Source organism: Thauera sp. 2A1 (assembly GCF_009469595.2).
Taxonomy (GTDB): Bacteria; Pseudomonadota; Gammaproteobacteria; order Burkholderiales; family Rhodocyclaceae; genus Thauera.
Genome location: NZ_SSXV01000001.1, coordinates 116,949 through 141,519, shown reverse-complemented (window position 1 = coordinate 141,519; position 24,571 = coordinate 116,949). Strand labels below are relative to the sequence as shown.

Below are 24,571 nucleotides of genomic sequence, written 5' to 3'. Positions count from 1 at the left end.
TCTGGCGGTGGATGAGAGTTCGATCGGACAACAAATTGCCCCTGAATCCCAATGAGAATCGACCCTCTTTCCGCCGCGCTGCACCGGGGTGCCGGAGAACACGGCCCGCTCATCCTGATGTACCACTCCGTCCAACTTGGCGCCGCGGCGCCAACCTGGACTTGGGCTGTATCCCTGCGCCGCTTCCTTTCGCAGCTCGATTTTCTGGCCGCCGAGGGATATGCGACGCCGACCATGGCGGAACTCGTGGCAACGCCCGCGCGGCATGCGCGCACGGTAGTGATTACCTTCGACGACGGCTACGAAGACAACCTTGCCGCATGTGAGGCGCTCGAGAAGCGCGGGATGCGGGCAACGTGGTTCATCGTCGCCGGATCGCTTGGCAGTTCCCCGGCCTGGCCCGCGGACGGCCGCCCGACAGGGAAAATCCTGAATCCACACCAGTTGCGCCAGATGCAGGCCGCCGGCATGGAAATAGGCTCGCACTCGATGCGCCACCAACGCCTTCCGGCGCTCGCCGACGATCAACTCGCCAGGGATTTGAGGGAGTCGAGAGAACTTCTGGAAACGGTCACCGCACGCCCGGTGTCAAGCTTCGCTTACCCCTACGGCGCCTGGGACGCGCGCTGCGCCGAGGCGGTGAAAGTTGCCGGGTACCAGGCAGCGTGCACCACACGCACCGGATGGGCGCTGAAGGATGGCGATCCGTACCAATTGCGGCGCCTCACCATCACCAACACCGATACGACGTCGAGTTTCGCCCGCAAATTGTTCTTCGGCAGCCACGACGTCGCCTGGAGAGACGTCGGGCGTTACGCATTTCGCCGCCTGGGCCTGGCTAAATGAACACGCCCGCGACACAGCCCGCAGTCTCCATCGTGATGCCCTGCTTCAACGCACGGGCTCACCTGCCCATGAGCTTTTCCAGTGTTCTTGCGCAGACTTTCGACGACTGGGAACTGATCGTCGTCGACGACGGTTCGACAGATCGCTCGTATGAATGGCTGAAAGGACAACGCGACCACCGCCTTGTCGTCCTTCAGCAAACTAACCAGGGCGTCAGCGCGGCGCGGAACGCCGGACTCGGGCTTGCCCGGGGAGAGTACGTCACCTTTCTCGATGCCGACGATACCTGGGCTCCACGCTTTCTCGAGACGATGCTGGCGGCGCTCGCCGCCCAGCCGCAGGCTGCGCTCGCCTACTGCGGGTGGCAGAACGTCGGACTCCCCGGCGGACGCGGCCAGCCGTTCGTTCCCCCGGAGTACGAAACACCGGACAAGGAGGAGAAGCTGTTCGCGGGATGCCGCTGGCCCATCCACGCAGCGATGGTCCGCCGGCCGGCAATCATGTCGGCCGGTGGATTCAATCGGACCCTGAAGAACGCCGAGGACTATGCCCTTTGGCTGGAAATCGGGGCAAAGGCGCCCATCGTGAGGGTGCCGGAAGTGCTCGCCTATTATCACTTTCACGGGGCGGGACAAGCTTCATCGAACAAGCTTCGGGCAGTAGAGCAACTGCTCGCCGCACAGCAAGCCTATGTGCGAAGACACGCCGATTTTGCAAGTCGTCTGGGGCGAACTCGGGTGCGCAAGGCGATGTATCAAAATCTGCTGCGCGCCGGTTTTGACAGCTACTGGAAGCGCGATCTAGTCACTGCACGCACCATTTTCAGGCGCGCCATGCTCGCACGGTACGGATCGCCAAGAGATTGGCTGTACATGCTGCCTGCCCTGCTTCCGCTCTCCGTCCACCACTGGCTGATCAGGCTCCTCGACGAGGACAGTCCGCACGACCTGGAGGGCTCGTAGCCCAACGCTGACGTATGGCTCATCGATTCGGTCTCCTGCGGATCAGACGCCTGCGCCCCAGCGGTCCAATCCCGAATGCGTAGCATTGAGCGCATATCTCGCTTATATTCTTGCCAACCTAATTCATGCGAAGGTTGCCGCGCTGCATGCCGCTTCGCCCATGCAAGAATGAAACTTACTGATCTGAGATGCGAACCAGTGGCTCACTCGCCGCCACAGCCGCAGGAAACTCTCCAGGACGCCCCAGCCACCCGAAACCGTGACCGACTGCGCAAGCACGAGCACTCTCCCACGGTCTCCATCATCATGCCTTGCTACAACGAGGCCAGCCGCATCGATCGAAGCATCGCGAGCGTACAGGCACAGACCCTGCATGACTGGGAACTCATCGTGGTTGACGACGGCTCGACCGACGATTCCTGGCAGGTGCTGACGGCCTTGTCTGCAAGCGACACACGCATCAGGATCCTTCGCCAGCAGAATGCGGGCGCTGCGGCGGCGCGCAATCGAGGACTTCCTCTTGCAAACGGCCGATTCATCGCCTTTCTCGACGCGGACGACACCTGGGAGCCGCAATTCCTGGAGGCCATGAGTTCAGCACTGGACAGCAACGCCGAAGCCGGTATCGCCTATTGCGGCTGGCAGAATCTCGGTTTGCCGGGCGGCCAGGGCTTGCCCTTCGTTCCGCCCGATTACGAGACTCCGGCAAAGCTCGAGATCCTGCTGGAGGGATGCCGATGGCCGATCCACGGGGCCCTGACGCGCGCACCGCTGATCCGCGGTTGCGGCGGCTTCGACGAGACACTCAGTTCATGCATGGACTACGACCTGTGGCTGCGACTCGGCACTGAGCAGCGGCTGCATCGCGTCCCTGAGGTGCTCGCCTACTACCACCATCACGGCGGAGTTCAGATCACGTGCGATCGTTCCCGGATTGCCTTGAACCACTTCCGCACTCAGCGCAAATTCCTTGAGGATCATCCCGAAGTCGCACGCCGCCTTGGCATCTTCCGTGTGAGGCAGCTAACGCTTGGCGAGCTCCTGCGCCGGGGCTACGCGGCCTACTGGCAGCGCGACCTCCCTGCCGCGCGGACCATCTTCCGCGTCGTGATGAGAAGCGGATACGGCACCGCGAAGGACTGGCTTCACATGCTTCCGTGTCTTCTGCCACTGTGCGTTCACTCGCGCGTGCTTCAATATATCGACTCACATCGTCGCTAGGGCCCGAAAGCGGGCGCCGTTTCCCCGCCAATAATGAAGCTCACCTTTGCGTTCTGTACCTACAATCGTGCGTCACGTCTGGAACGGCTCATCGCCGAAATGCGTGCGCAGGACTGTCCGATCCCCTTCGAGATTCTCGCCGTAAACAACAACAGCAAGGACGCGACATCGAGCGTCCTGGAAGCGCTTTCCAGCCTTCCGGGCGCACCGCTGCGTTTCGTCACCGAGACGAGCCAGGGGATCGTGCCGGCACGGAATCGCGCGCTGGAAGAGTCATTGGGCAGCGACATCATGGTGTTCATTGACGACGACGAGCTGCCCAGCCCGGGGTGCCTTCGGGCAGCCTGCGATGCCATCCTGAACGAAGGAGCGCAATGCGCGGGCGGCAAGGTGGAGGTGGATTTCACCGGTCTGGAGCGCCCCCGCTGGCTTGGCGACGAGCTGCTCGGCTTCCTGGCCGAGGTCAACCACGGTGACGCTGCGCGCTGGCTCACGGATGAAACCGCGCCGCTGTGGACGGCCAACATCGCCTACGACATGCGTCTGTTCCGCGATGACCCGAAGCTTCGCTTCGACGACCGATACAATCGCGCCGGTGGAGACATCGGCGGCGGCGAAGACGTGATCATGTTCCGCACGCTTGTCGCACGCAAAGCGCGCATCCGCTATCGCCCCGACATGCACGTCCTGCACGCGATCGAACCATGGCGACTGAGCCGTCGATATTTCGTCCGTTTGCACTACAAGGCCGGCGTGCGCCGCGGACGCTATCAGTTCCCCACTTTTCAGCGCACGATCCTCGGCATTCCGCCTTTCATGATGGGCCAATTTCTGCGACAGGGGCTCAAGGCCCTGCTCATGAACCTCGTCGGACGAGGCGGCGCGGTGAGGCAGGCAATGACTGCCGCAAACACCCTGGGCTGCATGGTGGGCTATCGGCAACGCCAGGCCTGAACGGACTCTCACTGGCATGCGCGGCCCATCCGGCCGCGCATCGCATTTTTCAGCATGCTCTCGACCATCCACAAGCTTCAGAAGCTCCGCGACCCGGAGATACTCCAAAAGAATTTGCAGGCGATGCACTTGCGGAGCCGTGAAATCTACTGGTCGATCGCACGCCCGCGGATGCCTGACCCAGTGTTCGTGATCGGCTGCTCGCGATCAGGCACCACCGTCACCTTCGAGACGATTGCCGCCTCGGGGCACTTCCTTCACTTCGACTATGAACTACCTCAGTTCTGGAACAGCCTGATCGGCCCGCTCAACAACGGCTGGCAGTCCGAAGCGGCGACGGAAGCCGACGCACGCCCGGAACACCGCGACCGCGCGCTGGCGTATTTTTATGCGCGGCTTGGAGCCGGCCCGGTGCTGGACAAGACCTGCATCAACACCCTGCGGGTCGGCTACCTGCACAAGCTGTTCCCTCGGGCGAAGTTCGTCTTCATCGTGCGCGACGGGCGCGACAACATCAGTTCGATGATCGACGGCTGGCGCCTCGGCCGCACCGACGGCGGCTTTGGCCTCGAGAAGTTTTTCGGCCCCTCGCCCGAACCGGTCGCAATCAATGGCGGCGAGTTCCGCGAATGGCATTTCTTCCTGCCTCCCGGCTGGCGCGAGTACAACCATGCCTCGCTCGAGGAGGCCTGCGCCTTCCAGTGGATCAGCGCCAATCGCCTGGCGCTGGACGCGGCACGAACCCTGCCGCGGGAACAATGGATCCAGGTGCGTTACGAGGACATCTTCGAGCGACCCGTCGACATGTTCCGAGAAGTATTCGAGCGTCTTGGTGTCGCTTTCGATGAGAACATGCGGGCTCGCTGCGCCGGCCTCGCCGGACGCCCCACCAGTATCGTGAAGGGAACGCCGAAGAAGCAGAAATGGAAGGACAGCAATCCCGACGCCATCGAGCGCATCCTGCCGGCCATTGCCCCCCTCATGCGCGAGATGGGCTATGACCCCGATGACTGAACCTGCGGTCAGCGTCGTCATCCCCGCATACAACGCCGCCTGGTGCATCCGCCGGGCGGTGGACAGCGTGCTGGCGCAATCCTTTCGCGATGTCGAGCTGGTCGTCGTCGACGACGGCAGCACCGACGATACCGCCGCCATTCTGCGTTCATACGGCGGCGCCCTGCGCGTGGTGTCGCAAGCCAACGGCGGAATGAGCAGCGCGCGCAATGCGGGGATCCGCGCAGCACATGGACGCTACGTCGCCTTCCTCGATTCGGACGACCGCTGGCTGCCCCACAAGCTGGAGCGGCAGGTCGCGCTCATGACGGCACAACCTGACCTTGCCTTCTGCGCCGCCACCGCAACGCTTGAAGATCCGGAAGGCAACGTCGTCGGCGCCTGGGCATGCAGCGGCAAGAGCGAAGCGAGCGTGGCCGACGTATTTGCGAGCCACGCAACCATTGCCGGCGGAGCCTCCTCCGTACTGGCCCGACGTGATCTCGTGCAGGCGCTGGGCGGCTTCGACGAAACCCTCTTTGGCGCCGAGGACACCGATCTGTGGATCCGCCTGGCGGCAGCAGGGCGCTTCGCCTGCATCGCAGAGCCGCTAGTGGTGGTCCTGAAACGCCCCGGCAGCGTCAGCCGAAACCGGCTTCGCATGCGAGCGGGCGCCATCGCGATGACGCGCAAGAATCGCGGCCTCCTGCCCACCGAAAAGCAGGGTGCCTTCTGGCGCACGCTGTACGCGGGCACGCTGTGCGATTACGCAAAATGGGCTTCGCGCGACGGCGACAGGTCGGGCGCGCTCACCGATCTGTTCAGGGCCTTCCTGCTGGCGCCCTTGAGTCGGGGGCGCCTGATTGCCGGAATCACGCTTGCCGTTCTGACGGGGCGCCCATTGTGAGACCGATGACGGATCCCCACGCGACGAACCGCCGCACGCCGGCTCCGCGGTTGAAATTGCAGCCGCCCGCCGCCCGCGGCTAACCCGTGCCGACCAACATGCACGCACAGACCAACGGGAAGAAGCTTCCCTTCCTTCGCGAAGACATCCTTTCTTGGGCACTGGCCGCTGGCGGCGTGTGCATGCTGTTGCTTGCCGGCCTGATGGCCCCCGACTGGGCAGTCGCAATCATCTCGCCGGCCTGTGCCATCGCCGCACTTGCGAGCTGCACGCTGCTTGCCAAGTCGATCCGGGACTTCTCGCGCACGGGTCCGGCAGTGCGCAAGGAAATCACCGGGCGCTATCGCTGGTACGGTGCATATGCGCTCGCCCGTCTCACGTCAGCAGCATTCGGGCTGGCGCTGTTCTGGAGCATGCCGGGCGCACTGATGGCCGTCGCCGCATCGGAAACGCTCGAGCTGAATCTTGCCTGGTGGATCAAGCTCGCTGCCGCGGCGCTGAGCCTGCTGGCGGCAACCATCTACGCGGGCTGTCGCGCTTTGTTGCTGAATCCAGGCCTGATCGTCGCATCCTGGCAGTATCGGACGGCCCGCGTTCACCGCCTGTGGAGCGCGCTCACCCCCAAGGGCTTGCGTCTCATCGCTCAATCGCTCGTGCTCACCGGGCTGGCGGCAGTTGCTGCGCTCGCAGTCCTGCGCACGATGCACGGCGACTTTTCCGACGCCTTCGCACTGCTGTTCGCCACCCTGGGCTATGGGGCGATCGTCGGCTTCGCGCTGTGGGAACCCGAGGGTACCCCCCCCCCGCCCAGAGGCAGCGAACGCCCCAATATCGTCATGATCGGTTCTGACACGCTGCGCGCTGACCGCATCGGTGCGCAGCGCGATGGGCGTTCCCTGACGCCGAACATCGATCGGCTCACGGCGCGCGGCACGCAATTCACGGCCTGCTATGTACCGTGTGCGCGCACTGCCCCGAGCCTGATCTCATTGCTGACTGGCCTGTGGCCGCATCGCCACGGCGTCCGCGACAACTTCGTATCCGAGGCGGAAGCGCACCTGGACTTCGCGACGCTGCCCAAGATTCTGCGGGAACGCGGCTATCGAACGGCGGCGGTTTCAGACTGGTGCGGTGCCGACTTGGGCAAGTTTCCCTTCGGATTCGACGTGCTCCAGCTTCCGGAAGATCAGTGGAACCTCAAGTACCTCATCCGGCAAGGCCCCAAGGACATTCGGCTCTTCATTTCGCTCTTCGCGCAGAACCGCATCGGGCGGCTAGTGCTGCCGGAGATCTACTACCTCGGCGGCGTACCGCAGACCTTGCAGCTTGGCAGGCGCAGCCGCCACCTGATCACGCGACTGGCGGCGACGAAAGATCCCTTTCTCGTCAACGCCTTCTACTCGACCACTCACCCTCCATTCGCATCCGAATATCCGTATTACGTTCGCCACGCAAAGGCTGACTACAAGGGTGAATCGAAGTTCGCCATGGCGCGCCTGACGGAGCCCTTCGAAATCATCCGACGCCAGGGCGAGCCTCGCGAGGAGTTCGATCTCGACCAGATCCTCGACCTCTATGACGGCTGCGTCACCCAGTTCGACGACGAGGTCGGGCGCATCATGCGGCATCTGGACAGGCTCGGGCTGTCCGAAAACACCATCGTGGTCCTGTACAGCGACCATGGCATGGAGTTCTTCGAACACGGCACATGGGGCCAGGGCAACTCTGCCCTCGGCGATTTCAGCGCGCGCGTGCCGCTCATCGTCTCATCGCCGGCAATGCCCGCCGGAACCAGGGTCGACAGCGTCACCCGGACGATCGATTTCCTCCCGACGATCCTCGACCTGCTGGGAGCTCCCCCCGTCGCCTGCGACGGCACCTCGCTCGTTTCGCTCATGAAGGATCCCGCCTCCGACCTGCGGCTCAAGGCGTTCAACGAGACCGGCATGTGGATCACGCCTCCGCCAGGTCTGCCTGAGGGCCACCTCCAGTACCCGAGCCTGCTCGAACTCCTCGACGTACCCGACGACGCCAGCGGCACGCTCGCCATCAAGGCCGAGTATCGCGAACTGATCCTTGCAGCGAAGGACCGCATGGTGCGTGACGGCGACTGGAAGCTGGTCTATCAGCCGCTGACCAGTGGCAAGCGTCTGACGCTCTACAACCTGAGCACCGACCCGGGATGCAACTGCGATGTCTCGGCGCTTTACCCGGAAGAAACCGCACGACTGTGGGCCGAGCTCGACGCATGGATGAAGGACGCCCCCCTCCCGTCGAACAATGACCACGCTTCGCGCGAAGAAGCGCGCAACGTGGCCTGAGACGGACGACATCGATGCTATTCAACTCCTACGCATTCCTGCTCGCCTATCTGCCCGTCACCTTTGCGGGCTTCTTCCTGTTCGCACGTTTCGGCAAGGGGACTGGCGCTGCATGGCTGGCGACGTGCTCACTGTTCTTTTACGGTTGGTGGGACTACCACTACCTTGCCCTGCTGCTGGGCTCGATCTGCGCCAACTACTATGCGGGCAGCTACATCGCCCGCAACGCCGGGACGAGCGCAGGCAAGAAGGCACTCGCCGCCGCTGTCAGCCTCAATCTGCTGCTGCTCGCCTATTACAAATACGCCGATTTCTTCCTCTCGAGCGTGAATGCCGTAACCGGCACCGAATGGCCGCTGCTCGGAATCATCCTGCCGATCGGCATCTCGTTCTTCACCTTCACCCAGATCGCCTTCCTCGCCGATGCCTACGCCGGCAAAGTGACCGAATACCGCTTCATCTATTACGTGTTGTTCGTCACCTATTTTCCGCACCTGATTGCCGGCCCAGTGCTGCATCACAAGGAAATGATGCCGCAGTTCGACGACGATCGTAATTACCGTCCCGAGCTATCCAACATCGCAATCGGGCTATCGATCTTTGCGCTCGGGCTCGCGAAGAAGGTGCTGATCGCCGATAACCTCGCAGGCTACGCGGCGCCCGTTTTTCATCCACAGGCGGAGAGTCCATCGCTGCTGATCGCCTGGGGTGGCGCCCTCGCCTATACGTTCCAGCTCTACTTCGACTTTTCCGGATACTCCGACATGGCGATCGGCCTCTCCCGCCTGTTCGGCGTGAAGCTGCCGCTCAATTTCAACTCGCCCTACAAGGCCTGGAACATCACCGAATTCTGGCGCCGATGGCACATGACCTTGTCGCGCTTCCTGCGCGACTACCTCTACATCCCGCTGGGTGGCAACCGGCATGGCCCGATCCGGCGCCACGCCAACCTGTTGACGACGATGGTGCTGGGCGGCCTGTGGCACGGAGCAGGCTGGAACTTCGTGATCTGGGGCGCGCTCCACGGCGCATTTCTCGTCGTCAACCACGCCTGGCGCGATCTTGCGCAGACGATCCCGTTCCGCCTGCCGCCGGCGCTGGCGTCGTTCCTCGGCATCGGCGTCACCTTCATCTGCGTGGTGTTTGCCTGGGTGTATTTTCGCGCGCCCGATCTGGCAACTGCGCACAAGGTGGTGCTCGGCATGCTAGGCGCGAACGGCGCCGCCCTGCCCGACGCCATCGCTTCTCGGATTGGCCCGCTATGGCCGGTGATACAGGGCCTGGGAGTCAGCGCTTACCTCGGTGGCGGCGGAACCTTCGTCGAGACCTGGGGCTGGGTGCTGTTCGCCGCAGCCCTCGCCTTCCTGTGCCCCAACACACAAGAGATCATGTCGCGCTTCGAACCGGCGCTCGCGTCGCATGGCAAGGGCGCGGACGCCGCCCACCAGCCCCTCTTCACCTGGCAGCCGCGGCGTCGCGACGCGGTACTCGTCGGCCTGCTCCTTGCGTTCGGAGTGCTTGCGCTGAGCCGGCCGACCGAGTTTCTCTACTTTCAGTTCTGATGGTCATGTCGCCCTGGCTTCGATACCTGCGCTGGATGTTCGCGACCCTGCTCGCCACGGTCGCGCTCTGCGGCGCGTTCAATGTCGTGATTGACCCGCTCGGCATCTTCGGCACACCGCGTATCAGCGGGCTCAACGCGACAAAGCCCTATCTCGATCACCACCGCGACCTCGCCCGCTGGCAAGCGGCGAGAAGGCTCTGCCCGACGGCAGGCATCTTCGGCAACTCGCGGGCAGAAATCGGCTTCGACCCGGAACATCCCGGCTTCGCCGCGCATGATCTCGTCGCCTACAACCACGCGATTCCCGGCACGCCGATCAGCATTGCGCTGCGCCAGTTGCACTGGCTCGACGATGCGGGTTGCAGGCCGAAACTGTTGATCGTCGGAGTGGATTTTTTCGATTTCCTCGGCGCACCGCCTGCGCGCGTTCCACCGCCCGCGATCCCGCCTGCGCCACGTATCGACGGCAGCGTGCTTGCCGAGACGGTCTTCTCCGTCACCGGGCTGCGGGATTCGCTGAACACGATCGCAATTCAGCACGCCAGCCACCCCGCCAGCCTCAGCCCGCGCGGCTTCAATCCATTGCTCAACTACATTCCCGAGGTCGCGCAAAGCGGACATTACGCCCTGTTCCGCCAACGGGCGCTCGAGAACCTGAAGAACTGGACGAGAAAGGCCCCACGAATCCATCCCGACGACGGAAGTCAATCCGTCGAATACGCGGGGCTGAACGCGTTTCTCCACGACGCAGCCACAATGGGCACCACCGTTCATGTCGTCATCTACCCTTACCACGCGCAGATCCGGCTGATGATGGAACGCGCCGGTCTTGGCCGCCTGTTCGCCGAATGGAAGGCGTCGGTGCTGGCGGCTGCCGAACACACGCGGACGGGAAATGTCGCCATCAAGGTCTGGGATTTCAGCGGGGTCAGCGCAGAAACGACCGAGCCGATTCCTGCGCCAGGGGATCGTCAGACTCACCTCACCTACTACTGGGAAGCAGGCCATTTCAAGAAGGCACTCGGAGACAGGATCCTCGACCGAATCCTGCTGGATCGTCCGGGCTTTGGCCAGCTTGTCACCGACGCCAGCGTGGACGAATGGCTGATCGAGGACCGCAGGTTCGTCACCGACCTGGCATCCAGGCCGTCTGGCCTGATCCAGGAGGTCGACAGTCTGTTCCCAGGCGCCAGCCACCAGCAGTCGACGTCAATAAGCCAACGACGCGACAGGAATCAGTCGTGACCGCTTCCACAGGCCGCACCACCACCCCCCGTGAGCCCGCCGCTCGCCCTGTATGATTCACCGTAAGTCATAGAGACCAACCAGGATGGATTCAAGGATGAAGAAGATCTACATCGCCGGCTGCGGCGGAATGCTGGGCGAAGCCTTCTACAAGCAGTTCGGCAGCGATTATGAACTTCGCTGCACCGACAAGGACGTCAACGAATCCTGGCTGTCCTACCTCGACTTTCGCGACCGGGCTGCCTATCGTGCAGATGTCCGCGACTTCAAGCCCGATTACATCTTCCACCTGGGTGCCTACACCGATCTCGAGTACTGCGAGAAGGAAGCGGACGACGCTTACCAGACGAACACCCTGGCGGTGGAAAACGCCGTCTCGATCGCCAACGAGCTCGACATCCCGCTGCTGTACATCAGCACCGCCGGGATCTTCGACGGCAAGCAGGAAACCTACGACGACTGGGACCAGCCCAACCCGCTCGGCGTCTACGCGCGCTCCAAGTACATGGGCGAGCGCTACGTGGTGGAGACGGCAAACCGCTATCTCGTCTGCAGGGCCGGCTGGATGATGGGCGCAGGGCCGCGCAAGGACAAGAAGTTCATCCAGAAGCTGATGAAGCAGATCAAGGCCGGCAAGACCGAGCTTCACGTCGTCGATGACAAGCTGGGTACGCCGACATACACCCACGACTTCGCACGCAACGTCAAGGCGCTGCTCGAAGCAGAACTCTGGGGCCTGTACAACATGGTCTGCGGCGGAGAAACCGGTCGTCTGGAAGTGGCGCAGGAACTCGTCAGGCTGCTCGGCCTGAACGAGCGCATCACGGTCACTCCGGTGAGCTCGGACTTCTTCTCCGCGGAATACTTCGCCGCACGCCCGGCTTCGGAACGCCTGATCAATCGCAAGCTCAACCTGCGGGGCATGAACCACATGCGCGACTGGCGCGTCGCCCTCGAAGAGTACCTGCGCGACTACTACGCGGGTTACCTCGACCGCTGACGAGGACTGGACATGTTCGCCGCAACCCTCCTCGACTCCGCACCCGCGCAGCACCTCATTCCCTGGCGCTATCGCCAGGCCCTGAAACGCAAACGGGAAGAGGCGCTACGCGAGCGCTGCGACCGCGAAGCGCTCGCCACCCGCCCGGTCGACACCGGGCAGGACGCACCTCATTTCGAAGTCCATATGCTGCTTGGCCACCGCCATGTCGGCATGGCGCTTTGGGCAGTCAAGAGTTTCCTGAAAGCCTGCGATCGTCGTTTCGCTGTCGTGCTGCACGAGGACGGCAGCCTCACCCCGGAGGACGTCTCGGCCCTGGAACACCACCTGCGTGGCGTGCGCATCGTGCGCAAGGCGATGGCGGACGAAGAGATGGACGCGAGGCTGCGGCCGTACCCCAACTGCCACGACTATCGCTACGCGAACAAGCAGCACAGCGATCATCGAAATGCCGGCTACAACATGCACATCTTCGCGGTGCGGCTGTTCGATTTCAATTTCTACACCCAGGCGACCAAGCGAATGTTCCTGGATGCGGACATCCTCTTCTTCCACCGCCCGACCGAGATCCTGAACTGGATCGACGACCCCGCAGACCAGCGCTCGCTCTACAGCGTCGAAACCTTCATCCCGGGGCACGACTGGCTAGGCCGGTTCGTCTTCGAGCGCAGGGACGCAACCTTCAATGCGGGGCTGATCTGCCTGAATGCGCCGGGGACCTATGATCTCGACCTGCTGGATCAGTGGATCGGCGAGAACAAGCACCGGATGGATCTTGCGCCGACTTTCGAGCAATGGGCCTATCGCCACCTGATCACGCGCGAACCTCATCTCGGAGCGCCGCTACCCGACAGCTATCCTTTCAACTACACCGATGACTCCGTCACCGCGACGCATTTCGGCATCAAGGTTCGCTTTTTCGAGAACACGCATCGCGTGCGGGACGCGCTCCGGTAAAGGATTCCAAGTCGCATGAACGAAGTGAGCATCACCATCGTCGCCACGGTCCGAAACGAGGCCGGCACGATCGCGGCATTCGTCGATTCTCTCCTGGCACAAACGCACAAGCCGGACCAGATCATCATCGTCGATGGTGAAAGCACGGACGGCACCTTGCAGATTCTCCGCGAGTACCAATCGCGCGGGCAGATCAGGGTCATTTCCAAACCGTGCAACATCGCGCGGGGGCGCAATCTCGGCATCGCTGCGGCAACCACCAGCCATCTGGCGATCACCGACGCGGGATGCAAGGTGTCGGCCGACTGGCTGGAACACATCGTCCACTGCTTCCAGGCCAGCCCGGCTCCCGACGTCGTCGCCGGCAACTTCCGCTTCGAGGTGCATTCGGCGTTCGAGAACGCCGTGGTGCTGGCGACTTTTCAGCCTGGCCGCGATGAAAGCGAGACCGCTCAGTACTACCCGTCCAGCCGGTCCGTCGCCTTTTCGAAGGCCGCCTGGGAGCGTGCGGGGGGTTATCCGGAATGGCTCTACGCCGCCGAGGACACGCTCTTCAACATCCGCCTGCGACAGGTCGGCTGCCGCTTCATCTTCTGCAAGGAGGCGATCGTGCTGTGGCGCCCAAGGGAAACCTGGCGCGCCCTTGCAAAACAACGGATCAACTTCTCACGCGGCAATGCCCGCGTGGGAATCGGCACGTCCGGCTATCTGAAGAATCTCTACATCCACGCAGCGGTGCTGCTCTTGATGGCCGGCGTCGTCGCGCATTCCCTTCTTCCGCTGGCAGGTCTCGCCGTTTTTGCCTGGCATGTCCGCAACCACCTGTGGCCCCAGGCGTCGGCCGCTTCGCGCGACTGGAGTACGCGCCTGCGAGTCCTTGCCGTGATGGAGTTCGTACGCGTCGTCAATCTCTACGGATTCCTTCAAGGCCGCTGGGACCGGGTCCGCGACAGGGAGACGTACGTCGATTCGCAGATCAGGTACATGGGTTCCGCGAACGTGGACCAACTTGAATTCTGACCTGCACACCCGTTCCCGAACTGGGCGCCACCACACCAAAGGCAACTACCTGTCGCAGTCGTCTAGGGGTCAGCTTCCCTTGCACATCACCCGATAGACATAGCCGTCTTCAAGACGCGCAGCAAGGCGGATATCTGCAGCGCTTTCTCCACGGAAGAGACCGTCGACCAGGCTTCCATACCCCCATCGATCGATCAGGGGGTCACGAATGCCTCCCTTGCCACCATCCAGGATGACGACCCAGGGACGCGCACTCATGTGACACAGACGGGCAAAATCGCCCGCCCCCCAGCGCGCCACGCTCATGGAATAACTGTCGGCGGGGGGGATGAAGACGATGTAATAGTCGGCTGAATCAGCCACCAGCTCAAATCCGCACTGCGTTACTGCCACCAGCGAATCCTTCGGCAGATGCTCGCGCAGCCAGCTCACCGTCTGAGGCGCAGGGCATAGTGCCGACCTGGAAGCCGACAATTCAGGCATGCGATTGTATTGCGCACCGAGGAACAGCGCCGCGAGTGCAGCGCCACCGGCAATCCTTGCTCCTCCACTCATACCCGAGCGCACCATCGCTCGATGCACGAGAAATACAAGGAAAAGTAGAAGGAGGCCGTTGGAAACCACTCCGACGCGGGGTTCATAGACCCCCGTACCCCTTCCACCCAGGAAGCCAACGAGCATCGCCAGATAGACGACCAGGAAGACGACCAGCGGGCGCCACCCGCGATTGACTCGCGCAACATATGCAGCAAGACCACATACGGCCAATGCAAAGAGCGCGAGGAGCAACAGATGGAGCCGGGATTCACCATAAAGCCAGACGAACTGTCGCCCCATGAAGTCGTTCTGGAATGCACTCGCGATACCCGCCAGAATTCTATGGTGAGTTGCTGACTCTGACCCAGTGAATGCGGGCCTGACACCATCGAGCATGAGCCCGATGAACCTCGCCAATGGCCATGCACCGACCAGGGCAACGCCACCGCAGTACGCCACGAATGCGCGCCAGCGCTTCAGGCGGGCGGCCAGCGACGCGACGCAGGCCGTCGCCACGATCAGCAGTGGAAGCCCCTGATAGCTTGTCGCCATCGCCAAGCCAGCAAGGACGCCGGTCAAGCCCATGGGTACGCTGCTGGAACAAGCAACGTAGGTCTCCAGGCGACTCAGGCGCCACAGGACAACGTAGCTGAGGCAAACGAGCAGCGACTGCTCATGGATCGAGATGCCCCAACGGAGAGTCGTCACCTGAAAACCAAAGAGGAGCGGGACGAACAGCGCCACGCGAGAAGGGAGAACCTGTCGCCCGAGCAGATAGAGCATCGTGACTGCCAGTGCCCACGCCACAACCACGATGCCCCAGGCAGCATATCGGGCGTCGAGACCGAGCTTTGCCAGTGCGGCGATGGAAAGGGCGTAGACGGGCGGCTTGGTGATCATCGGCGACGCCGCCGGCGCGGCATCCTCGAGCGGCACCACCCTCATGCTCAGCCCGTCCCCTGCCAGAACGTTCCGTGCCATATGGAGCGCATTGGCACCGTCGGGATTGATGTCCGGCATCCCGCCTGAGAACAGCAGCAGCCAACATGCGGCGAGCAGGAAGACAATTCCCGCAACGTATGCGTCCTCACGCGCCGTCGTTGCAGGCGCCGCCCCCCTGGCCGCGTCTTTCATTCAGCGCCTCTTGTCCCGGTCGAACCTGATCTCGGTTCCCATGTGCGGGAGCGGGATCACAATCGTGGCATCCAGGGACGGCTTGTAATTACGATAGCGATAGATTTCGATCCGATCAGGGGCTTCCGCACGCCCACCGGCCGTCACCGGCAGCACCGTCATGCGTTCGAATTCAGGCCGTTGCAGCAACTCATACAACATGCCGAATTCCTTCACGCGCACGATGTCCGGTTGCTCGACGACGATGAATTCCACCCCGTAGCGATCGATCAGCGACTGGATGTCGTCCAGGCTGGACACATGCGATTCCATGCCGAAGTACTTGTGCACCGCAAGGGACACGAGCACCTTGTCGGCACGCAACACGACGTCGTTGCGCCGATCGTCCAGCCGCCGCAAATGGAATATGAAGTTGCCATCATGCTTGCCGGCAAACAGGACCGGCCCTTGCGTCTTGCTCTGCTGGATGAACTCCGCCGCTTCGCGATAGCCATTCACATAAGGAACGGGTTGGTTCAGCGTGCGCCACACATTGAACCCGAGCACGATCAGCAGTGCCGCCAGCATCGCGTTACGCAGCGTAGGTCGTTCCTGCAGCAGGAACAGTGGCCTCGCCGCGAACATGGCCAGGGCTGGAAATGCGTAAAGAGTGTATCTGGGCGCGTTGCCTTCGGAGCCGAGCAGCAGGGTCATCGCCAGATACCAGCAACCCAGCCAGGCATACAGCAGCGGCAATCGCGGCTCGCTGCTCCGGGGTCGCCACGCTACACCGACTGCGGACAGCACGAGCAGCGGCCAGCCCCAAGTCTTCACCAAGGCATGGGGATACATCATCCAGCGCGCCAGCGACAGGCGCCCGGCACTCTGTCCCACATCGACCCGATTGTCGCCCACGGTTGCCGCCAGGCCGAGGCTGCCGAACTTGATCGCATGCAAGGCAACGACTGCAAGCGCAACGATCACGAAGAGATACGCGGGAAGCGCCTGCACTCTCAACAGAGCCGACCGCCGTGGGGTCCAGAGGCCATAGACGAAAAGTGCCGGCAACAACAACGCCACGGTCTGTTTGATCGACAGCGCCAGCGCGATCACCAGTCCTGCCACTACGGCACGGGTGAATGTCGGACGATCAAGGTAGCGCTCGAAGCACCACACCGACAGCACGAACATGGCGATGGCAGGCGCTTCTAGCATCACACTGCGTGCCCAGAAGTTCCATTCCGGCACGGCCAGGAAGCTCGCCGTCGCAACGAGAGCAGGCAACGGCCCCCACCCTCCCCGCGCCCATGCGAACCACACGCTGGCACCCAGCGCGCAGAACGCGATGACAGTCCAATGGGCCGCAGCCTCACTCGCGCCAAAGAGGCCAAAAAGAGCCGCCTCCGCCGCATAGAAGCCTGGCAGATACCAATTCAAGGCCAGCGCCGGATATTGCGCGAAATAGCGCATGGCATAGCCCAGAGGGTCCGACAGCGGCACGTCGCGGATGAAATCGAGAATGAAGACTCCGCCCATGGCGTGGCGTGCTTCATCGGTCCACCAGAACCCTCCTGCGCCAATCGCCGGAATCACCAGAACGGCAATCAAGCCCCATAAGGCGAGATGCGGCCAAGTCGCAAACCCCGCGTGTCCACGTGCAATTTTCTGCATCGAATGCGACGCCTTTGCGCTAGAGGGATGCCAGGATCTGCTGGATGACTTCGGCCTGCGTGTCTTCCAGACCGAGCCACAGCGGCAGACGCACCAGCCGATCCGACATTTCGTCGGTGACCTTCAGGTCTCCATGCGTCCGCCCCAGGCGCTGCCCGGCCGGCGCGCTGTGCAGCGGAATGTAGTGGAACACGCAGTTGATGCCGACTTTCCGTAGCCTGTCGATGAAAGCGGTGCGCCTGTCCAGATCCGGCAGCAGCAGGTAGTACATGTGCGCATTGTGCGCGCAGTGCGCCGGCACGATCGGCCGGCGCAGCTTTCCGGCGTTCTCCGCTTCCGCGAACCACTGGTGATACATGTTCCAGATACCGAGCCGGCGGCGGGTGATGTTGTCCGCCTCTTCCATCTGTGCCCACAGGAAGGCGGCAATCAGTTCGCCCGGCAGATAGGACGAGCCGATGTCCACCCAGGTGTATTTGTCCACCTGGCCGCGGAAGAACTGTGACCGGTTGGTGCCCTTCTCGCGAATGATCTCGGCACGCTCGGCCAGCGCCGGTCCATTCACCAGCAGCGCGCCGCCCTCGCCGGAAATGATGTTCTTCGTCTCGTGGAAGGACAGCGCCCCCATATGGCCGATGCCACCGAGGGGCCGCCCCTTGTAGCTCGCCATCACCGCCTGTGCCGCATCCTCGATCACCAGCAGGTCGTGCCGGCGCGCGATGTCCATGATTGTGTCCATCTCGCAACCGACCCCGGCGTAATGCACCGGCACGATCGCGCGCGTGCGCTCGGTGATGGCCGCTTCGATCAGCCTCTCATCGATGTTCAGCGTGTCGGACCGGATGTCCACGAACACCGGCACCGCGCCGCGCAGCACGAAGGCGTTGGCCGTCGACACGAACGTGTACGACGGCATGATGACCTCATCGCCCGGCTTGAGGTCGGCGAGCATCGCCGCCATCTCCAGCCCCGCCGTACATGAGTGTGTCAGTAGCGCCTTGCCCGCCCCGGTGCGGGCCTCGAGCCAGCGCGAGCACTGCTTGGTGAAGCTGCCGTCCCCGGCCAGATGCCCATTGGCGTGCGCCTGGGCGATGTACCACAGTTCCTTGCCCGTCATGTAGGGCTTGTTGAATGGAATATTCATAGACTTGGCCCGCTCTGTGCCGGCAATGGAGAAATCGACCGAAAAACCCAAAACTTCTGAAGCAGAAAAAGCATTACAGCCAGAATCAGGATCATTGCCCCCTGCACGATCTGGTGCGGATAACCGAGTCGGTCCACCAGCACAAAAAGCGCGGCAAGATTGACAAAATATCCGATCGCGTACGCAAGGCAGTAGCGTACGAACGCAGGGCCATGTGCTCCGCCGTGGCCGAAAGACCAACGCTTGTTGAACACGAAAGTCTGCGCGACACCGACCCCATAGAGCAAGGTCATCGCCAGTTTGTGTTCCATGCCTGCCGCGGTGATCCCGAGGTAGAGCAGGTAGCCCACAGCGTTCGACGCAACACCGACGATCCCATAGCGGATCAACTGCCCGATCGTCGTCTTCATGCGGCCAATGGCCCTTCCCGCCACCCCCAGATGTACCACGGAGCGTCCGGACCCACATTGAACAGAAGGTCCAGGATGGAAACACCGTGCTCAAACGGCGGAAAGCGCTGCGGATATTCCGGGTAGCCGCTGTAATCCTTCCAGACGAGATCGATTCCGGCCTCCGAAAATCTTTCCGGCTGAATATAGCTCTTCGCCGCCGGACCCGAAATGTAACGCTCTGCACCTGCCTTGATCACGGCTTCAAGCAGCCGTTCCTGCTTCTGTCCGGACAAACTGAATTCGCGCGAATCCCGGAACTCGGTCCGGATGCCAAGAAACTCCTCGGAAATACTCCGAATCAAATATTGATTCATCTCCGAAAGGTTCGACCAGGGCCTAGCAAGATAGAAGTCCTCGAAGAAATGCCGATACCGCTCAAAATGCGGACAACTCCGGTAGTTCTGCGCCACCGTCTTCCAATGCTTCTGCTGCCACGTAGCATCCTTGAGCTCAACTTCGCAAATCAGCCGGTTAGTGTCGGATCCAGCCGGAATCGTGATCCACTCGGAGCCTCCCGCCGCCTTGATCTTGTTTCGACTGCGCCAATCTCTCTTTGTGTACTGCAGGTCGTCGTAAAAGACGAACTGGTCGGCATCGTGGATAAGATCAAAGTACCCCTTCCAGGGGACATAATTCGACTGGAGCACCACGACTGACTTCATTGCCGGTTATCCTTGAAAACGGAGTTCATTTTTATGAAACTGGAAGGCGGCACATGTGAATGGTCTGCAATCGAGGACGCCGCACCGATGAAAGTATCGGGCCCGATAACCACAGAACCGCACAGCGTTGCATTCGGCGAAACGAAGGTGTTCTTCCCCACTGTGGCGTCATGATTGATGCACGCCCCGGGCCAGACGACGACAAGTTCTCCAAGCTGCGCGCGCACGTCGACAACGGCGCCGGCCATGACCATGCAGCCCTCTCCAACCACCGCGTTGTCCGCCACATAAGCGCGCGGATGAACCAGCGTCGGGGCCCTGTAGCCAGCGGCGCGGATCCGTTCCCACGCCTTCCAGCGCGCGGGAATATTCGAATAGCCGATAGCAACGGCAAATCCGTATTCGGCAGGAGGAAAGTTCTTCGCAGCGGAATCAAGATTGCCTACGATCCCCTCCCCTGAACTGAAATCGTCGACCATGCCCGCGACTTCATGGCCACAATGCCTGACGAGGTCGGCGACGGTTAACGCGAACTCTCTCGACCCATAAATCAACAAACGCATCTGACTGGCATCCAGGTAAATCAACCGGTGGTGCGTCCAATAAGGAAAAGTGGCTTCCGGGAACTCTTGAAATTCATCCGCCCAAGGTATTCCCCGAAGACGCCCAGCACGAGCAATTGCACGCCGCCAAAAAGCAGGATGCCCGCCATGATTGAAGCAAAACCCGATACGGAGATGCCGCCAAGGATGTACCTCAACAGGATGACAGCGAGCCATCCCATGCCCAGCATGAAAGTCAGCAACCCAAGCCAGGACGCCATGCGCAACGGCAGGTCGGAAAACGTAACGAAGATGTTGACCGTGTGCGTGACCAACTTTTTCAGCGTGTAGTTACTGCTGCCGTTTGCACGCACGCCGTGCGGAACCTCAACCGACGCACAGCGATTCGTGAGCCACGAAAGGTAGCCATCCACAAAGGGAAAAGGCGAATCAAAGCGCTGCAGCTCGCGCGCTAGATCCCCCCGAATTACCCGGAAGCTGGTGTACTCATAGTTCAGTGAAGGAATAGCCTTGCGGAAAAGCCAGCGCGCCGTCGCCGAGGTGATGTTGCGCCAAGCCTTGTGGCTGCGCTGCGGATAGACGCCATACACCAGGTCGTGCCCTTCAAGTACCTTGCGATAGAGATGGGGCAATGACTCAGGCGCCTGCTCAAGATCATCGTCCAGGGTGGCGATCCAGTCGCCCCGCGCCTGCGAAAACCCGCAAATCGTCGCAGCATGTTGGCCAAAATTGCGGCTGAGCTGTATCCCGCGAACCCGTGGGTCACGTGCCGCAATTTCATTGATGATGCGCCATGAATCGTCGCCGCCACAGTCCTCGACAAGGATGATCTCGAATGACGGCTCGACGGGCTCAAGCGCGGCAACGAGCCGTCTGTGCAGCTCTGGTAAGGTGGCTTGTGAGCGGTATACAGGAACGACGATAGACAATCGAACGGACAAGGTGACACCTTTTCAAATCACTGCTTGTTTTTTTCGCGGAAGGATTCCCGCCACTTGCTCTGAATCTCTTCCGGCGGACAAAAGCGGCAACCGGTAACGGCTGTCTCGACACCTGCTTCCGCCGGTCCCACCGGTTCAGGAGAATCGGATGGCGGCACCACGATGCTGGGCGCCTTGTTGTCTGCGGCCTCACTGGGCGGAGCTATCGGCGCTTTTTCCACTGCTTGCGGCGGCCGTTCGGGCGGCAGCTCGATTTTCAGCTCCTTAGCCAGTGGCCTCAGGCGATAGTCGCCAGGCATTAGCTCGAGGGTAGCCCGCACCACGTTGGCAGCATCGGAGCGACGATTCGTATTCATGTACAACGTGGCCAGTTGAGCTGCTGCCCGTGTATGCCTCGGATCCAGTTGAAGGGCGCGCAAGAGGTCCGATTCCGCCTCTACATTTCGCTTGCCCACATAAAGCGCGCGGCCGCGCAAGGCGTAGGCCTCGGGCAGTAGAAAATGGTCCGGCTGCACATGACTAACAACATACGAAATCTGACCGACGATTTCATCGACGACTCGCTTGCGCTCTGCCGCATCACGCGGGGCGATCAATTTGTTCTCCACCTTCATCGCAAAGCAGTAGTGATGGAAGTGGAAATACTTCAAAGGGCTATTTGCGGCCTGCCAGGCAGTATCGTTCTCATGGGCACTGCGCTGCACACACCACGAGCGCAACGCTTGGTAATCCGCCTCGGTACCACCGTAAGCCTGTGCGGACAAGCCGGCGGCTGCGAGCACGGCCAGATTCCTGAAGATGCCAATTCTCATGATCGCTCCTGTCGATTCATTTGCGCGCAGCGGCTCCGACGGGTATGCCCTGGACGCCAGAGAGGCGTTCACCGTCGGCGACGATTGTACGTAGCCTGACCAATAATTCCATGATGGCTTCGGCTGCCAGCGCCTGGCCAGCACCGCCCCAATGCGTGTCATCGGGCATGTATACGTCCCTGATCCCAACTGAGACGGATTTCCGCACTGCCGCATCGAGGCGAGCATCGGGCACGGGGAAGCGCTCCAGCAGGTCAGGCAGCCGGCTCTCGGCGATTTTCTCCGGCTCCCGCAGCCACGGACGATAAGCGCTCGACTTGTCAGGCGCGAGTGCGGTCACGAATGCCGTGAGGCCGTTTGCCTGAAACTTCAGGGCGAGCGCGGCCAAGGCACAGCGCACTCTCTCCAGGTCCGCCGGCTTCCAAGCACCCTTGCGTTGATCGTTCTCATAGACCAGGAGCTGGTCACTGATACGTGATGAAAGAAGATCCTTGCTCGCAAGTTGCAGCCTCAGGGTTCCCCCGCTATCCGCCCCCGAGGCAAAGCGCCAGACCTGGTGATAAATCCACGTCCGCACGAAGCCGGGATTGACGCTCGACCAGGATCGAGGCCGCATTATCGCGACAGACCGGGATGACAACGGCGCAGGCGTCACAAGCCCGACAGGCGGGGTAATGACAGCCTTAGGGCATTCAGTCGGCTCTCGCTTGAATTCGTCCACGAGATCGCGTTCGACGACGTTCCAGATGACGACCTTGGGCGGATTGGCCACATAGATGGGCGAACGGACGAGCTGATCGACGTCCACGTGATGCACGTCCAGCGTATGTATCCGCCACCCCGTCCTCACTGCCAGCAGGTTCTGCCACTGCTGCTGCGGCCGCAGATTTGCAAACGAATCGCCAATGACAAGGATATCAACTGGACGAGTCCATTCGCCAAACGAGGTAATCGGGGGATCGAACTCATCAATCACTTGATTCCATCCGAAATCCCTTTCCGGGTAGCCGCCTAAACGTGTCAGATCCCCATAAAGCGGCTCGAGCCACCACGCGAGCAGCCATGCTCCAGCCACAAGCAACAGCGTGGAAGCGACGGCGAAAATCGAGAAGGAGCGCGCCTGCATCAGAACTGGAAGTAAAGGAATTCGGAGATTGCCTCGCCGCGAGTGAGCGCCGCGGACAGAAGGAATACTGTAACGACAAGCCAGGAAGCGTTCAGTCTGAAGGTAAGGCACACTGGCGCCACAGCCCCCCGTGCGTGGTCCAGCGCCGGCCGGAACTTGCCCATGATCTGCTGGGTGTTAGGCGCGGCAAGTGCGACAAGGAGCAAGATCGCCATTGAAGCCCAGGCGGCACTATCAGCAAGCTGCCCTGCCAAATGGCCGCTACGTGCCCCAATATTGGCAAGCACTGCGGCCGCCCGCCAGTGCAGGGCATTGAGCCAGTCCGGGGGTACGACCAAGCCATTGGCACCGCTCATTGCACCCAGGAAATTCACCGCCGTGTCGATCGAGTTCGCACGGAAGAATACCCACGCGATGACAACGGCCAAGAAGGTGATCAGCCAGGAAACTGCATGTACCAGCCGTCCCTCCAGTCGCAGTCCGGCCGTTTCAATCAGTTTGCGCCACGCGTGATTGACGATCAGATAGGCGCCATGCAAAGCCCCCCAGACGACGAAGGTCCACCCGGCGCCGTGCCAGAGGCCGCCCAGCACCATGGTCAGCAACAGATTGACGTAGCGCCGCACCGGGCCATGGCGGTTGCCGCCGAGAGTGATATAGAGGTAGTCGCGCAGGAAACGCGACAAGGTCATGTGCCAGCGCCGCCAGAAATCCGAAATGCTGAGCGCCTTGTAAGGCGAGTTGAAATTCAGCGGAAGACTCACCCCGAACATTCTTGACAGGCCGATCGCCATGTCCGAATAGCCGGAAAAGTCGAAGTAGAGCTGAAAAGTATAGGCGAGTGCTCCGCCCCAGGCATCGAGAAGCGTCAAACGCTGACCGGCTTCAGCCGCATGGAAGACGGCATTGGCGTGTGGCGCGATGCCGTCGGCCATGACCACCTTCTTAAAGATGCCAAAGGCGAAGATGGCGAGGCCGACGCCGATGTTCTGCCAATCGAGCCGGTAGGTTTCGGCGCGCCCGAACTGCGGCATCATTTCCCGATGATGCAGCACTGGGCCAGCAATCAGGTGCGGAAAATACGTCACGAACAATGCGTAATGAACGAAGTTGAACTCTCGTGCCTCGCCCCGCCAGGCATCGACCAGAAATGCGATCTGGGTGAAAGTGAAGAACGAAATCCCGAGCGGTAGAACGATCGCTTCCAAATGCCATTGCCCGTCCAGCACAACACGGGCGCTCTCCATGAAGAAGTTGAAGTACTTGAAGTAACCGAGCAGGACGAGATTGATCGCTACGCCGGCCACGAGAAGCATGCGTCGTCGACGACCTTCCGTCCGCGCCGATTCACGCGCCAGAACCAGGCCCATGCAGTAGTTGAAGACGATGGACGCGCCGAGGAGCGCAAGGTAGGCGGGGTTCCACCACCCATAGAAAAAGCACGATGCCGCAGTCAGCCAGACTGCAGCAATGCGATTGCTAGTGCGCGCAAGCAGAAAGAACCCCACCAGCACCACAGGGAGGTACAGATAGATGAACTCTGGGGAGTTGAAAAGCATG

22 protein-coding genes are annotated in these 24,571 nt (G+C 61.6%); 12 read left to right on the top strand and 10 right to left on the bottom strand.

Going from position 1 to position 24,571, the window contains the following annotated elements:
• The first annotated feature begins 51 nt into the window (after positions 1–51).
• The 12 genes from GH664_RS00725 to GH664_RS00670 all read left to right on the top strand — a co-directional run bounded on the left by GH664_RS00725 (position 52) and on the right by GH664_RS00670 (position 13,990).
• Positions 52–846 (top strand): polysaccharide deacetylase family protein, encoded by a 795-nt coding sequence (locus GH664_RS00725; RefSeq protein WP_228111312.1) that lies wholly within the window; start codon positions 52–54, stop codon positions 844–846.
• Positions 843–1,808 (top strand): glycosyltransferase family 2 protein, encoded by a 966-nt coding sequence (locus GH664_RS00720; RefSeq protein ID WP_153166235.1) that lies wholly within the window; start codon positions 843–845, stop codon positions 1,806–1,808. Before GH664_RS00725 ends, GH664_RS00720 begins: the two co-directional genes overlap by 4 nt.
• 267 nt (positions 1,809–2,075) lie before the next feature.
• The gene (locus tag GH664_RS00715; protein WP_228111337.1) at positions 2,076–3,029 is read left to right on the top strand and encodes a glycosyltransferase family 2 protein; all 954 of its coding nucleotides are present in this window, start codon (positions 2,076–2,078) and stop codon (positions 3,027–3,029) included.
• A 33-nt stretch (positions 3,030–3,062) separates the two neighbouring features.
• Positions 3,063–3,983: a glycosyltransferase gene (locus GH664_RS00710; protein WP_153166233.1), complete on the top strand. Its 921-nt coding sequence runs from the start codon at positions 3,063–3,065 to the stop codon at positions 3,981–3,983.
• A 123-nt stretch (positions 3,984–4,106) separates the two neighbouring features.
• Positions 4,107–4,997: a sulfotransferase gene (locus tag GH664_RS00705; RefSeq protein ID WP_228111311.1), complete on the top strand. Its 891-nt coding sequence runs from the start codon at positions 4,107–4,109 to the stop codon at positions 4,995–4,997.
• Positions 4,981–5,883, top strand: coding sequence for a glycosyltransferase (locus GH664_RS00700; RefSeq protein WP_153166231.1), 903 nt, complete (start codon positions 4,981–4,983; stop codon positions 5,881–5,883). The genes GH664_RS00705 and GH664_RS00700 overlap by 17 nt, the downstream gene beginning before the upstream one ends.
• Before the next feature lie 98 nt (positions 5,884–5,981).
• The gene (locus GH664_RS00695; RefSeq protein WP_153166230.1) at positions 5,982–8,204 is read left to right on the top strand and encodes a sulfatase; all 2,223 of its coding nucleotides are present in this window, start codon (positions 5,982–5,984) and stop codon (positions 8,202–8,204) included.
• Between the two features lie 14 nt (positions 8,205–8,218).
• Positions 8,219–9,766: an MBOAT family protein gene (locus tag GH664_RS00690; protein WP_153166229.1), complete on the top strand. Its 1,548-nt coding sequence runs from the start codon at positions 8,219–8,221 to the stop codon at positions 9,764–9,766.
• 35 nt (positions 9,767–9,801) lie between these two features.
• Entirely contained in the window at positions 9,802–11,013 is a 1,212-nt protein-coding gene (locus GH664_RS00685; protein WP_153166228.1) for a hypothetical protein, read from the top strand.
• A gap of 97 nt (positions 11,014–11,110) precedes the next feature.
• Complete coding sequence (locus tag GH664_RS00680; protein ID WP_153166227.1) at positions 11,111–12,013, top strand: sugar nucleotide-binding protein; 903 nt, start codon at positions 11,111–11,113, stop codon at positions 12,011–12,013.
• Between the two features lie 12 nt (positions 12,014–12,025).
• Entirely contained in the window at positions 12,026–12,970 is a 945-nt protein-coding gene (locus GH664_RS00675; RefSeq protein ID WP_153166226.1) for a glycosyltransferase, read from the top strand.
• A gap of 15 nt (positions 12,971–12,985) precedes the next feature.
• Complete coding sequence (locus GH664_RS00670; RefSeq protein ID WP_153166225.1) at positions 12,986–13,990, top strand: glycosyltransferase; 1,005 nt, start codon at positions 12,986–12,988, stop codon at positions 13,988–13,990.
• Positions 13,991–14,059: 69 nt separating this feature from the next.
• Here the strand turns inward: GH664_RS00670 and GH664_RS00665 are convergent, their stop codons facing one another.
• Genes GH664_RS00665 through GH664_RS00620 form a run of 10 tightly spaced genes read right to left on the bottom strand, consistent with a single transcriptional unit; the run spans position 14,060 to position 24,570 of the window.
• The gene (locus tag GH664_RS00665; protein ID WP_153166224.1) at positions 14,060–15,661 is read right to left on the bottom strand and encodes a glycosyltransferase family 39 protein; all 1,602 of its coding nucleotides are present in this window, start codon (positions 15,659–15,661) and stop codon (positions 14,060–14,062) included.
• Positions 15,662–17,311 (bottom strand): glycosyltransferase family 39 protein, encoded by a 1,650-nt coding sequence (locus GH664_RS00660; protein ID WP_153166223.1) that lies wholly within the window; start codon positions 17,309–17,311, stop codon positions 15,662–15,664.
• Positions 17,312–17,330: 19 nt separating this feature from the next.
• Positions 17,331–18,455 carry a dTDP-4-amino-4,6-dideoxygalactose transaminase gene (rffA, locus tag GH664_RS00655; RefSeq protein ID WP_153166222.1) on the bottom strand — a complete coding sequence of 375 codons (1,125 nt, stop codon included), beginning with the start codon at positions 18,453–18,455 and terminating at the stop codon, positions 17,331–17,333.
• Entirely contained in the window at positions 18,452–18,865 is a 414-nt protein-coding gene (locus GH664_RS00650) for a GtrA family protein (protein WP_153166221.1), read from the bottom strand. Before GH664_RS00650 ends, rffA begins: the two co-directional genes overlap by 4 nt.
• A complete protein-coding gene (locus GH664_RS00645) occupies positions 18,862–19,569 on the bottom strand; it encodes a WbqC family protein (protein WP_153166220.1) in 708 nt (235 codons plus the stop codon). The genes GH664_RS00650 and GH664_RS00645 overlap by 4 nt, the downstream gene beginning before the upstream one ends.
• Positions 19,566–20,132, bottom strand: coding sequence for a hypothetical protein (locus tag GH664_RS00640; RefSeq protein WP_194270285.1), 567 nt, complete (start codon positions 20,130–20,132; stop codon positions 19,566–19,568). The genes GH664_RS00645 and GH664_RS00640 overlap by 4 nt, the downstream gene beginning before the upstream one ends.
• A 20-nt stretch (positions 20,133–20,152) precedes the next feature.
• Positions 20,153–21,073, bottom strand: a complete 921-nt coding sequence (locus tag GH664_RS00635; RefSeq protein ID WP_153166218.1) for a glycosyltransferase family 2 protein — start codon at positions 21,071–21,073, stop codon at positions 20,153–20,155.
• Between the two features lie 17 nt (positions 21,074–21,090).
• Positions 21,091–21,885, bottom strand: coding sequence for a tetratricopeptide repeat protein (locus GH664_RS00630; protein ID WP_228111310.1), 795 nt, complete (start codon positions 21,883–21,885; stop codon positions 21,091–21,093).
• Positions 21,886–21,901: 16 nt separating this feature from the next.
• On the bottom strand, positions 21,902–23,011 hold the full coding sequence (locus GH664_RS00625) for a hypothetical protein (RefSeq protein ID WP_194270284.1): 1,110 nt from the start codon (positions 23,009–23,011) through the stop codon (positions 21,902–21,904).
• Positions 23,011–24,570: an MBOAT family protein gene (locus GH664_RS00620; protein ID WP_153166217.1), complete on the bottom strand. Its 1,560-nt coding sequence runs from the start codon at positions 24,568–24,570 to the stop codon at positions 23,011–23,013. Before GH664_RS00620 ends, GH664_RS00625 begins: the two co-directional genes overlap by 1 nt.
• Position 24,571: the final 1 nt, after the last annotated feature.

Bases quoted from the DNA above. Each gene is read 5' to 3' on its own strand.
- GH664_RS00725 (WP_228111312.1), top strand. From the start codon at position 52: ATGAGAATCGACCCTCTTTCCGCCGCGCTGCACCGGGGTGCCGGAGAA.
- GH664_RS00720 (WP_153166235.1), top strand. From the start codon at position 843: ATGAACACGCCCGCGACACAGCCCGCAGTCTCCATCGTGATGCCCTGC.
- GH664_RS00710 (WP_153166233.1), top strand. From the start codon at position 3,063: ATGAAGCTCACCTTTGCGTTCTGTACCTACAATCGTGCGTCACGTCTG.
- GH664_RS00705 (WP_228111311.1), top strand. From the start codon at position 4,107: ATGCACTTGCGGAGCCGTGAAATCTACTGGTCGATCGCACGCCCGCGG.
- GH664_RS00700 (WP_153166231.1), top strand. From the start codon at position 4,981: ATGACCCCGATGACTGAACCTGCGGTCAGCGTCGTCATCCCCGCATAC.
- GH664_RS00695 (WP_153166230.1), top strand. From the start codon at position 5,982: ATGCACGCACAGACCAACGGGAAGAAGCTTCCCTTCCTTCGCGAAGAC.
- GH664_RS00690 (WP_153166229.1), top strand. From the start codon at position 8,219: ATGCTATTCAACTCCTACGCATTCCTGCTCGCCTATCTGCCCGTCACC.
- GH664_RS00685 (WP_153166228.1), top strand. From the start codon at position 9,802: ATGTTCGCGACCCTGCTCGCCACGGTCGCGCTCTGCGGCGCGTTCAAT.
- GH664_RS00680 (WP_153166227.1), top strand. From the start codon at position 11,111: ATGAAGAAGATCTACATCGCCGGCTGCGGCGGAATGCTGGGCGAAGCC.
- GH664_RS00675 (WP_153166226.1), top strand. From the start codon at position 12,026: ATGTTCGCCGCAACCCTCCTCGACTCCGCACCCGCGCAGCACCTCATT.
- GH664_RS00670 (WP_153166225.1), top strand. From the start codon at position 12,986: ATGAACGAAGTGAGCATCACCATCGTCGCCACGGTCCGAAACGAGGCC.
- GH664_RS00665 (WP_153166224.1), bottom strand. From the start codon at position 15,661: ATGAAAGACGCGGCCAGGGGGGCGGCGCCTGCAACGACGGCGCGTGAG.
- GH664_RS00660 (WP_153166223.1), bottom strand. From the start codon at position 17,311: ATGCAGAAAATTGCACGTGGACACGCGGGGTTTGCGACTTGGCCGCAT.
- rffA (WP_153166222.1), bottom strand. From the start codon at position 18,455: ATGAATATTCCATTCAACAAGCCCTACATGACGGGCAAGGAACTGTGG.
- GH664_RS00650 (WP_153166221.1), bottom strand. From the start codon at position 18,865: ATGAAGACGACGATCGGGCAGTTGATCCGCTATGGGATCGTCGGTGTT.
- GH664_RS00645 (WP_153166220.1), bottom strand. From the start codon at position 19,569: ATGAAGTCAGTCGTGGTGCTCCAGTCGAATTATGTCCCCTGGAAGGGG.
- GH664_RS00640 (WP_194270285.1), bottom strand. From the start codon at position 20,132: ATGCGTTTGTTGATTTATGGGTCGAGAGAGTTCGCGTTAACCGTCGCC.
- GH664_RS00630 (WP_228111310.1), bottom strand. From the start codon at position 21,885: ATGAGAATTGGCATCTTCAGGAATCTGGCCGTGCTCGCAGCCGCCGGC.
- GH664_RS00625 (WP_194270284.1), bottom strand. From the start codon at position 23,011: ATGCAGGCGCGCTCCTTCTCGATTTTCGCCGTCGCTTCCACGCTGTTG.
- GH664_RS00620 (WP_153166217.1), bottom strand. From the start codon at position 24,570: ATGCTTTTCAACTCCCCAGAGTTCATCTATCTGTACCTCCCTGTGGTG.